Annotated in this window: 14 protein-coding genes and 1 CRISPR repeat array; of the genes, 8 read left to right on the top strand and 6 right to left on the bottom strand. The window is 63.6% G+C overall.

What is annotated here, in order from left to right:
- Positions 1–59: 59 nt before the first annotated feature.
- The 5 genes from U9J66_RS26005 (at position 60) to U9J66_RS26025 (ending at position 3,643) form a co-directional block, all read left to right on the top strand.
- Positions 60–266 carry a hypothetical protein gene (locus U9J66_RS26005; protein WP_326339063.1) on the top strand — a complete coding sequence of 69 codons (207 nt, stop codon included), beginning with the start codon at positions 60–62 and terminating at the stop codon, positions 264–266.
- Positions 263–778, top strand: coding sequence for a DUF6879 family protein (locus tag U9J66_RS26010; protein ID WP_042284924.1), 516 nt, complete (start codon positions 263–265; stop codon positions 776–778). Before U9J66_RS26005 ends, U9J66_RS26010 begins: the two co-directional genes overlap by 4 nt.
- Positions 779–784: 6 nt before the next feature.
- Positions 785–1,621, top strand: a complete 837-nt coding sequence (locus U9J66_RS26015; protein WP_326339064.1) for a helix-turn-helix domain-containing protein — start codon at positions 785–787, stop codon at positions 1,619–1,621.
- Between the two features lie 76 nt (positions 1,622–1,697).
- The gene (locus U9J66_RS26020; RefSeq protein ID WP_326339065.1) at positions 1,698–2,306 is read left to right on the top strand and encodes a DUF5753 domain-containing protein; all 609 of its coding nucleotides are present in this window, start codon (positions 1,698–1,700) and stop codon (positions 2,304–2,306) included.
- Positions 2,307–2,974: 668 nt separating this feature from the next.
- Positions 2,975–3,643, top strand: coding sequence for a YdcF family protein (locus U9J66_RS26025; protein WP_326339066.1), 669 nt, complete (start codon positions 2,975–2,977; stop codon positions 3,641–3,643).
- 163 nt (positions 3,644–3,806) lie between these two features.
- Positions 3,807–4,327: a CRISPR direct-repeat array (repeat unit 29 nt; unit sequence CTGAACCCCACGCACGTGGGGATGGACCG).
- Between the two features lie 109 nt (positions 4,328–4,436).
- Here the strand turns inward: U9J66_RS26025 and U9J66_RS26030 are convergent.
- The 6 genes from U9J66_RS26030 to U9J66_RS26055 all read right to left on the bottom strand — a co-directional run bounded on the left by U9J66_RS26030 (position 4,437) and on the right by U9J66_RS26055 (position 6,609).
- Positions 4,437–4,616: a DUF397 domain-containing protein gene (locus tag U9J66_RS26030; protein ID WP_326339067.1), complete on the bottom strand. Its 180-nt coding sequence runs from the start codon at positions 4,614–4,616 to the stop codon at positions 4,437–4,439.
- A gap of 44 nt (positions 4,617–4,660) precedes the next feature.
- Positions 4,661–4,840, bottom strand: a complete 180-nt coding sequence (locus tag U9J66_RS26035) for a DUF397 domain-containing protein (RefSeq protein WP_326339068.1) — start codon at positions 4,838–4,840, stop codon at positions 4,661–4,663.
- Positions 4,841–4,935: 95 nt separating this feature from the next.
- The gene (locus tag U9J66_RS26040) at positions 4,936–5,115 is read right to left on the bottom strand and encodes a DUF397 domain-containing protein (protein WP_326339069.1); all 180 of its coding nucleotides are present in this window, start codon (positions 5,113–5,115) and stop codon (positions 4,936–4,938) included.
- A gap of 44 nt (positions 5,116–5,159) precedes the next feature.
- Positions 5,160–5,336 carry a DUF397 domain-containing protein gene (locus tag U9J66_RS26045; RefSeq protein WP_326339070.1) on the bottom strand — a complete coding sequence of 59 codons (177 nt, stop codon included), beginning with the start codon at positions 5,334–5,336 and terminating at the stop codon, positions 5,160–5,162.
- A 299-nt stretch (positions 5,337–5,635) separates the two neighbouring features.
- Positions 5,636–5,812, bottom strand: a complete 177-nt coding sequence (locus U9J66_RS26050; protein ID WP_326339071.1) for a DUF397 domain-containing protein — start codon at positions 5,810–5,812, stop codon at positions 5,636–5,638.
- Positions 5,809–6,609, bottom strand: coding sequence for a Scr1 family TA system antitoxin-like transcriptional regulator (locus U9J66_RS26055; protein WP_326339073.1), 801 nt, complete (start codon positions 6,607–6,609; stop codon positions 5,809–5,811). Before U9J66_RS26055 ends, U9J66_RS26050 begins: the two co-directional genes overlap by 4 nt.
- Before the next feature lie 335 nt (positions 6,610–6,944).
- Here U9J66_RS26055 and U9J66_RS26060 point away from each other — a divergent pair, with 335 nt between their 5' ends.
- The 3 genes from U9J66_RS26060 to U9J66_RS26070 all read left to right on the top strand — a co-directional run bounded on the left by U9J66_RS26060 (position 6,945) and on the right by U9J66_RS26070 (position 9,051).
- On the top strand, positions 6,945–7,337 hold the full coding sequence (locus U9J66_RS26060) for an ATP-binding protein (protein WP_326339074.1): 393 nt from the start codon (positions 6,945–6,947) through the stop codon (positions 7,335–7,337).
- 371 nt (positions 7,338–7,708) lie between these two features.
- Entirely contained in the window at positions 7,709–7,966 is a 258-nt protein-coding gene (locus tag U9J66_RS26065) for a hypothetical protein (protein WP_326339075.1), read from the top strand.
- Positions 7,951–9,051: a helix-turn-helix domain-containing protein gene (locus U9J66_RS26070; RefSeq protein WP_326339076.1), complete on the top strand. Its 1,101-nt coding sequence runs from the start codon at positions 7,951–7,953 to the stop codon at positions 9,049–9,051. Before U9J66_RS26065 ends, U9J66_RS26070 begins: the two co-directional genes overlap by 16 nt.
- Positions 9,052–9,252 lie beyond the last annotated feature (201 nt).

Here is a 9,252-nt window from a genome sequence, read left to right on the forward strand (position 1 = left end):
AGTATGAGAGCCATCATGATGGGCCTGTTGCTCAAATCCCCCCACAAGGAGACAAAAGAATGCGTATCACTTTGAAGGGAAAAGACCCGGAGTCGCGCCCTAATGGTTCTCCAACTATTTATAAGACCGACCAGGGGTCGTGGTTGGTTCAGGGCTGGGTTGTGGAAGATCAATCTGTTCTGGATGAGATGGATATCCCTGAAGGTGAGACCGTGGTAGAGATCCCGGACAGGATGCTTCGTTACTTCTCCGGGGAGGGGGAATGAGGATAACTCAGAGTGAGTTCGATGAAATCTTCGAAAGCTTCGACTCGGAGTGTCTTCATATGGAGATGCGGGATTCCTACGGAACACAGTCCGAGATAGAGCCTTTCGCCAAATGGGTTAATGGCGAGGTGGATGACTTTGAGTGGATGAGTGGTTGGTGCGACACTCTGCGTCGGGGGGTGAATAAAGGAAAGGTCTTCCGTCGGGCTCTCGTGGTCTCCGAGCCGTTGAGTGAGTATCAGAAGTGGGCTCATAGTACGACCACCCCCCTGGTTGAGGCAGGGGAGGATATACGCTGGGTTTCGCGTCGGAGGGTCTCGTCCATGGCCCTCCCCGGAAACGACTTCTATCTTATCGATGGAAAAAAGGTTATTTTCATGCACTACTCGGGAGAGGGGGCGATGGAGGACATCCTGGTTTCGGTCGAGCGATCCGATGTCGAGCTTTGCAGGTCTGCCTTCGAATCGGTTTGGCCTCTTGCCATCCCGCACGCCGAGTATCGAGTCGATTGATTCCTCGTGTCGGAACAGGTTCTGCGTGCCAAGGAGGCCTTCGGGGCTCGTCTTCGCGATATTCGTAAGGATGCGGGAATTTCCGGTCGGGAGCTCGCTGCGGTTACCGGAATGCATTTCACGAAGATATCCAGGCTGGAGAACGGCAAGCAGAACCCGTCCGAGAAGGATATTCGTGCCTGGTGTGTTGCCTGTGGGGCGGATGATCAACATGACGATCTGGTGGCGACTCTACGCGGCATCGAGGGTATGTGGATCGAATGGCGGCGCCACCTCAAAGGCGGACTAGGGCATCTGCAGAAGACATTCGATAGATTCCATGAAGGGGCGAGTGTTGTTCGCTCCTACGAGTCGATCGTGGTGCCCGGGATTCTACAGACCCCAGACTATGCCCATGCTGTCCTGAAGATCGCCAATGACTTCTATGGGGGCGATGATGAGGTCGATGGGGCCGTCGATGTTCGCCTGGGTCGTCAGAGGTTCCTTCACCAAGGGAAGCAGAGCTTTCTTTTCGTGGTCGAATTCTGGGCTCTCAAGACGCGATTTGGAGATGTCGGTGTTATGCGTGAGCAGCTGGAGAGGCTGCTCGCTGTCACGACATTCCCCAGTATCTCGTTCGGAGTCATCCCTCCTGATGTGGTTCGCGGCATGTGGCCAGGTGAGGGTGTGTGGATGTTCGATGAGAAGATTGCCGTTGTCGAGACGACAACGGCTGAGTTGACCATCACCCAGCCCAGTGAGATAGCACTTTTTCTGCGTTCCTTCGAACGGCTCCAGGGGCACGCGGTCTACGGTTCCGAGGCTCGATCGCTCATCACGAAAGCGATCGAAGAGCTTGAGTGAGGAGATGTTCGTCAGACATCGGGAGCTGCACGATCGAGCGGTGCACTCTCGGCCGGTTCGAGAGGGGTTCTCTGTGATGGGTGAGGTCGAGTACGACGATGCGGCGGCTCCGCCCGGTTGGCGGGGGAAGGGTGGTCTGCTGGGGAGGGGCTTGGAGGCGCGCCAGGACGAGTTGCGTTCTTTGGAGGTCTCCGCCACCGAGGCCCGGTACTTTCTGCCGGCGATGGTGACCGGGCTGTTGGCGACTCCGGAGTACATCAGGGCCTCTCTCGCGGATTCGCCCGGTGATGTCTCGGCGGCGGTGGATAAGAAGATCGCTCGCCAGGAGGTGTTGCGAGAGGGGTCGTGCTCGTTCACGTTCCTGCTCACCGAGCAGGCGGTGCGGTGGGCGCTGCTGTCTCCTGAGGGGATGGTCGAGCAGGCGGCCCGTCTGGTGGAGGTGTCGCGGTTGGAGCGGGTGCGTCTGGGGGTGATCCCTCTGGGCACGGTGCTTCCTCAAGGGCCGATGAACACCTTCACCGTCTATGACGACAGGTTCGCCACGGTGGAGATCTTCACCGGCCGGCTGGCGTTCCGTGAGTCGCGGGATGTGGAGACCTATCGGGAGCTGTTCGCGATGTACGAGGAGCACGCGCTGTTCGGAGACCAGGCCCGTGAACGGATCCGTTCCTGGTTCGAGGTTTGAGACGGCGGGTGGTGGTCGGATGAGGGGGCGAGGGGTGCCGGGTTTGTCTGTTTCTCGACAACGTGCAGAAATGGCGGGTCTGCTGGGGTAGCGTCGCAGGTCAGGAAGACTGCTCCCCGCGCACGCGGGGATGGACCCTCGGGGATCGTCGTCACCTCAGAGGGGCGCGCCTGCTCCCCGCGCACGCGGGGATGGACCCTCGGGGATCGTCGTCACCTCAGAGGGGCGCGCCTGCTCCCCGCGCACGCGGGGATGGACCCGTCTCCGTCATCCCACCGTGGCTGTCGGACACCTGCTCCCCGCGCACGCGGGGATGGACCCTACGACGTGTTCACCGCGCCGGGGTGGACGTCCTGCTCCCCGCGCACGCGGGGATGGCCCCACCCCGGACAACCCCCCGCCGTCCCCGCCATTCTGCTCCCCGCGCACGCGGGGATGGACCCGACTACTACTTGGGGCTGTACCAGGGGAAAGACTGCTCCCCGCGCACGCGGGGAGAACGATCGCCGGTCGGCTTCGTCTGTGATCGGTGGCCGCGAGACCGGGGCGACCTGGTCGGTCCGGGCTGCTGAAATGGCCTCCCGCCATGGTCTCGATCGCCAACTTCGCAGTATCGAAGGAGTCAGGTTCGGGCAGGGGACCTGGTCCAATGACCGGAGGAGAAGTACATGGCGGACGACGCGCGTGCCATCACCCAGGAGCAGTGGCGGCACGCGGAACTGATTTGGGAATACCACCGCATGCACCACCAGGTGCGGGCGTGTGATGTGGCGGTCGCCCTGGGTTGTAACGACATCGGTGTGGCGGAGTGCGCGGCCGAACTCTACCGGGACGGACTCTTCACCGAGCTGGTGTTCACCGGTGGAAACAGCCCCTCGACCGTGGAGTTGTTCCCTCGAGGAGAGGCGGTGCACTTTCGAGAGCGGGCCCTGGAACTCGGAGTCCCCGATTCGGTGATCCTGATAGAGCCGGAAGCGTCCAACACCGGCCAGAACATCTCTTTCTCCCGCCGACTCCTAGCCGAGAACGGTCTCACCCCGGACAGTGTGCTTGTCATCTGCATGCCGTACATGGAAAGGCGCGCGTTCGCGACCACCCGGAAACTGTGGGATGAGGTCGAGGTGGTGTGCGCTTCCGCGCCGGTGAGCCTCGGCGACTACGTCAAGGGGCAGGGGGATACCGGGGCGGTCATCGACATGATGGTTGGTGACCTGCAGCGGGTGATGGAGTATCCCAAGCTCGGGTTCGCCATCGAACAAGAGGTTCCCCGGGAGGTGTGGGAGGCTTACGAGTCCCTTGTCGCATCCGGGTTCGACAGCCGCTTGATCCGAGGCTGACCGTGCTGCTCCCTGCCTATGCGGGGCTGGTTGAAGTCGGTGGGGTGTTCGTGAGTGCCGGTGGGCTCTGTGGGGGTGTGGTAGGGAGGTGTGAGGAGCGGAGGCCACCTCCAACCGGAGGTTGCGGGAAGATAACGGCCTCTGTTTCCGCAGGTCATTTTCCCTGAACCCCACGCACGTGGGGATGGACCGCTGATCCGCCAGGCCGACGAGATCATCGGGGCCTGAACCCCACGCACGTGGGGATGGACCACCGGAGACACCCACCACGGCACCGTCAACGCCCTGAACCCCACGCACGTGGGGATGGACCGAAACACCGGGGCGAACAAGGATCCGAAAAGGACTGAACCCCACGCACGTGGGGATGGACCGAGTCGCCGACCATATTGATGACCGCTACGGAGCTGAACCCCACGCACGTGGGGATGGACCGTCGACGTTCACTCGGTATGAGATGACGCGGCACTGAACCCCACGCACGTGGGGATGGACCGATGATTCTGTTGACCGGGGCCGCGTTCGCGGGGTGAGCCCCACGCATGTGGGGATGGACCGGTGATAGTCAGCGGCCGGTGAAAAATGGCGCTGTGAGCCCCACGCATGTGGGGATGGACCCCAAGCCGCTGCCCATTTTGTTGATGTCAGCGAACGAGTGAGCCCCACGCACGTGGGGATGGACCGCTGTTGGTGCAGATCAACGACCGTGGCGGCGCGTGAGCCCCGCGCATGTGGGGATGGGGGAGGCCCCGGGAGCTGGCTGGTGCTTCCGGGGCCTTGGTGGTTTCGGGGGTTATCGGGTGAGGGTGGTGAGGAAGGCCGACCATTCGTGGGCGGGCAGGTTCAGCTCGGCCTGGGCGCGGTGTTGGGTGTCGCGGATGTGGGTGGTGGGGCCTTCTGCCACCTCAACGCAGTTGCCGCCACCACCGTCGCTGTAGGTGGACTTGTGCCAGGAGTGCTGTTCGTTGGGCATGCGCTGTCTTTCCCTTCGAGGCTGGGGGAGTTCTGCTTCAGGGGTCAGCGGGTGCGGAGCGCGTGGAGCAGGGCGGTCCATTCGGTGTTCGGAAGGCTGAGTTCGGCGAGGTGGCGGTGTTGGGTGTCGCGGATGGCGGCGCCCTGGGCGGTGGCGCGGGCCTCGACGCAGTTCCCGCCCTGGCCGTTGCTGTAGGTGGATTTCTTCCAGTGCTCGTTCATCATGCGGTACTGCCTCGATCTCTCAGATGGGGGTGGAGAGCGCTCTTCGGCGAAGCTCCGGCTGGGGGCTGCCGTTGCGCGGTGGGCCTGTCAGGGGATCAGTTTGTGCTGAGGGTGCTGAGCAGGGCGTTCCACTCTGAGGCGGGAACGCTGAGCTCGGCGAGGCCGCGGTGCCGGGTATCGCGAACGCCGGTGGTCGGGCCTTCGGAGACCTCGACGCAGTCGCCTCGCGCTCCGCTGTAGGACGACTTGTGCCAGGTGCGTGGTGCGTGGGTCATGGTTCGCCTGTTCCTTCGGAGTTGGGAGTGACTCGTGTTGAGGGTCAGTGCGAGCAGAGTGCGTGGAGCAGGGCGGTCCATTCGGAGCCGGAGACGCTGAGCTGGGCCTGGGCGCGATGCTGGGTGTCGCGGATGCGGGTGGTGGGGCCTTCGGCCACCTCCACGCAGTGCCCTTGCTGGCCGCTGTAGGACGATTTATGCCACGTGATTTCGCTGGTCATGCGCTGCCCGTTCTCTTGGGAGGTCGGAGGCTGACTACTGCGGGGCGGGGCTTCTTCAGGGGGAGTCGAGAGAGGTCGTGCACTCGGAGAGCAGGGGTGTTCTCAGGTCATGACTTCGGCTGAGATGATGCGGGGGTGCGAAACTTCTTCTTCCCCGTTGAGCTGGGGAGTAGTCCTTGGTTCTTCTCGCTCAGACATATCTCCCCTTGCGTTGATACGTGTGCGGGTTAACCTAGGAGTGCACGAACACGACCGACCCCCGCCATCTAGCCTGGCGGGGGTCGGTCTGCTTCGATGTGTTAGTTCGTGCGGAGTGCGTTGAGGAGGGCGTTCCACTCGGTGGCAGGAACATCCAGGCGGCTGAGCTCGCGGTTCTGGGTGTCGCGGATGCCGGTGACAGGACCCTCAGCGACCTCTACGCAGTTAGCGCCGTTGGCGCTGTAGCTTGACTTGTGCCATCCGGTGGTTTCGATCATGCCAGCTTCCTAAGTACGTCCAGCGAAAGCGCTACCGGGAGCGACGCAGCCAGGGCCCACGTTGCCTCACCAGTGAGTCGATCGTGGTGGGATTCGTCGTGTACCACGTTACCGTCCGCATGATCACTGACAACGGCAATATCCCCTGTACTCAGTCGGAAGAGCATCAGTGGGCTGGCGGGCACCAATAGGCCCGACCCCTCAGGCACGAGGTGGATTGCAGCTCGTCCCGATTCGGCCCATTTTATGAGGTAGGAAGCTTGTGCGCGGCGTAGGGGCTCGCTGAGGCAGGCGATTGCTGCGGCCGGGAAGATAGCGGTCACGTTCAGTTCCGGCAGAGTGCCCAGGCGTTCAGTCCGCAGATCCACCAGATGGCCGAGGTCCTCGTCCGATGCACCCGGCATCCCTGCGCGGAAAATTTCGCGAGCCAGGCTCGGGCACTGAAGGTACCCAGGCACCATCGCGGGCGTGACGGTCGTGACGTGGCGAGCACTCCGCTCGATCGATTCGAGATCCTGCGCCCACTCAGGGAGTCCGTTCCCCTCGATGGTGCGCCTCAAGGCAGCGATGAGCAGTTTAGAGGCGTTTGGTACACCTTCTGTCTCAAGTGCACGCCCTAGAAGTTCCGCATTGTCTCGTTTGGGCGTTCCTTTCCCGAGTTCCCAGCGATTGACGCTGGCGTGTGATGTGCCGCTTCGGTTGGCGAGTTGTCGCTGTGTCATGCGGGTTAAGCTGCGCAGCTTAACGAGGCACTCCTGGAACGGGGTTACAACTTTTTGCTGGGGGGAGTGGTTCATGCGAGCCAGTCTATCAATGGTGTCTCATTCTGAACCTGCTTATCTCGATATAATCTCGAACCCTTTGAGATGGACGAATCGGCCTGCAAGCTTTTTTCAGAAGCCCCGCTGCATCACTTGATGAGGGCAGGTCAGGGGCACAGGGCTCGCAGGGGCGTGCGCTGTATCTGAAAGAAGAAACCTCGGCGACCGAGCCACCGGTCCCGAGGTATGGCCCCACCCCGAACTACCCGAGGTGAGACGACATGAAGTGTATCGCTGCTAAGCGGCGGGACAACAGGCTTTTGTCCGCTCCGTACCAAATGCTCCGTTATTCAGACCCCGACAGGCTCGGCTTGCGTGTCCGCCACACGGTGGCCGCTCGCGCTGCCGCGCAGAACTGGGTGCGCCGCCACGCTGCTCAGGGGATCGCCAACCCGATGGCGGCTGTCGAGATCGCGAACCGGGCTTCGTTGATCGCGTGGGAGTTGATGGACAACGCCCACCAGCACTCATATTCCGGAGCTCCGGATCAGACGCTCACGCTGATGCTGGAACGTTCGCGTTACCTGCTGTCGATCACGGTCACCGACGCCGGCCCCACCCCCGGATGCAAGCGGCTCTCTTTCCCGGAGCAGAAGGGCCACGGCGGAGGGCTGGGGCGGGTGGCTTCACTCTCCTTCTATTGGGACTGGGACGGATGCGCGGGTCTACCGGTGACGGTCAAGGCCCGGATCGAACTTCCCTGACCAGTAGCAAGGAGCAGCACATCGTGAGCATGATCCCGACACAGGTCCGACGCAGCATCCCAACCACCACATTCACCCCGCCCAAGGGCACTGTTCCCACGCTCGCTCCACCGGTACAGCGGGGCAGGCACGCATCGCCGGCTCGGACGGGAACCCTCACCCGCCCTAAGGTCTCTGCCACCACTGCCGGCCCGGTCATCCCGAAGGTGCGGAAGCGCTGGTTCGGTCTTCGGCGCCGGTTCGCTCATTGGGCCGGGTTCCTCCCGATCTCCGGCGAGCCTGAGCGCCCCGTTCCGCCGAAGCCTCCGATCCCTCTGCCTCGGCGCACCCCGCGATCTCCGTCCGCCCCTCCGGCCCCCGCTTCGCGTTCGGTGGAGCAGAACGCGGCCGCGGAGTTGAGTGCGTTGCGGTTGTTGGGTCGGTTGAGTGTCCAGCAGCGGCTTGCGCGGGTGGATCGCCGGTTGAGTCTGGCCCGGCTGCTGGTCGACGGGATCTTGGACGAGCGCTCCCGGGTGGAACGGCAACTCCGCGAGGCCGAGCAGGACGAGCAGGACGCCGGTACCCAGGAGCTCGGGGTCGCGGTCAGGCGCTATCTCGCCATGGGAGGTCGGACATGGACGACCTCTTGACCCCCGCCCAGGCCGCTTCTCAGTGGGGGGTGTCGTATGCGACCGCCGCCCGCTGGGCCCGCGAAGGCACCATCCCCGCACTCCATGTGGGGCGTCGTTACTACTACCTCCAGGGCACCGTTGACCACGTCCGTCGAGCCCGGAGTGCGGGCACCACCCCTTATCCGAACCATTACGCGAATGCGGGGGTAGCGATGACGATGACGTGGGGTGCGGCCCGTAGCGGCACTTTGTTGGATCGTGAGGAATGGGCGTTGACCAACGCGGCCCGGACGTTCGACTACCTGGACTACGGGAAAGACTCGTGGAGCGAGGATCGCCACACGGCCGTCAAGATGGCCGAAGCCTCACCGGCCCTGGCGGGGCAGATGTTGGTGCACCGCAAGGCCCGCGAAGGCGTGGTGGACGCGGTCTGCCGATCCTTCTCCCAGGTGATCGATCTGGGGTGCGGGTTGCCGGAGATGCGCCGGGCCCCGCATGAACGGGGCCGGGTGTTGTGGGGAAGCCGCGCGAGGACGGTCTATGTCGACCACGACCTCGCCGCCCTGGCGGCGGCGCGGGCGTGGTGGGAGCACCCTGCTCAGGTTCGGGGGTACAACGTGCGGGTGCTCGACCTCGATCTGAGGTTTCCGGAGACGCTGGTCAACGCGTTGGGTGAGCATCTGGATCTGTCGGTGCCGGTGGGGGTGCTCTCCACCCTGACCCTGGACCATCTGGAAAATTCCGAGGTCACGGGGCTGGTGGAGGTACTCGCCGCGAGGCTGGCCCCGGGGAGCGGTTGGGGACTGACTCATCTGTCCGGGATGGTCGGCGCCGCCGAGGTCTATACCGAACAGGCCCAGGAGCAGGGTGCGGACACTCGGCTGGTGGCGCGGGATCCGGAGGGGTTGCGGAAGGTCTTCGAAGCCGCCGGTTGGGGTCGTTGGCGAGGGTTGTCGCCGCGCGAGCCGGGCGGGGGAGAGCCGCCGATCGCCGCCCTGACCACCCTCGCCCGACCCGACCGGGCTTCCCGGACCGCAGCACCCGATCGCTCGGAGTACACCGCTTCTCCCGTGCGGCCTACTCCCTCCACTGAGACCGGCTGATCGGGTCGTGAAAAGACTCGGTGCCCTCACCGGACAAGTGAGGGCACCGTAGAGCCCGCATGGGCTCGTTCCCGGGGGCGGTGGCCGCCGCCCCCGGGGTTTCAACCGCAAGAACAAGCAGGTAGAGGATATTTCATGAAGATCGTGGAGACCCAGGGTCGTAGGTCCTTGACCGCTGGTGTTTGGCACAAGGCCGAGGCC

Source organism: Nocardiopsis sp. LDBS1602 (assembly GCF_035818715.1).
Lineage (GTDB): Bacteria > Actinomycetota > Actinomycetes > Streptosporangiales > Streptosporangiaceae > Nocardiopsis > Nocardiopsis alba.

Coding starts and splice junctions, on each gene's coding strand:
- U9J66_RS26020 (WP_326339065.1), top strand. CDS start 1,698: ATGGGTGAGGTCGAGTACGACGATGCGGCGGCTCCGCCCGGTTGGCGG.
- U9J66_RS26040 (WP_326339069.1), bottom strand. CDS start 5,115: ATGACCCACGCACCACGCACCTGGCACAAGTCGTCCTACAGCGGAGCG.
- U9J66_RS26070 (WP_326339076.1), top strand. CDS start 7,951: ATGGACGACCTCTTGACCCCCGCCCAGGCCGCTTCTCAGTGGGGGGTG.
- U9J66_RS26010 (WP_042284924.1), top strand. CDS start 263: ATGAGGATAACTCAGAGTGAGTTCGATGAAATCTTCGAAAGCTTCGAC.
- U9J66_RS26055 (WP_326339073.1), bottom strand. CDS start 6,609: ATGAACCACTCCCCCCAGCAAAAAGTTGTAACCCCGTTCCAGGAGTGC.
- U9J66_RS26045 (WP_326339070.1), bottom strand. CDS start 5,336: ATGACCAGCGAAATCACGTGGCATAAATCGTCCTACAGCGGCCAGCAA.
- U9J66_RS26035 (WP_326339068.1), bottom strand. CDS start 4,840: ATGATGAACGAGCACTGGAAGAAATCCACCTACAGCAACGGCCAGGGC.
- U9J66_RS26025 (WP_326339066.1), top strand. CDS start 2,975: ATGGCGGACGACGCGCGTGCCATCACCCAGGAGCAGTGGCGGCACGCG.
- U9J66_RS26050 (WP_326339071.1), bottom strand. CDS start 5,812: ATGATCGAAACCACCGGATGGCACAAGTCAAGCTACAGCGCCAACGGC.
- U9J66_RS26005 (WP_326339063.1), top strand. CDS start 60: ATGCGTATCACTTTGAAGGGAAAAGACCCGGAGTCGCGCCCTAATGGT.
- U9J66_RS26030 (WP_326339067.1), bottom strand. CDS start 4,616: ATGCCCAACGAACAGCACTCCTGGCACAAGTCCACCTACAGCGACGGT.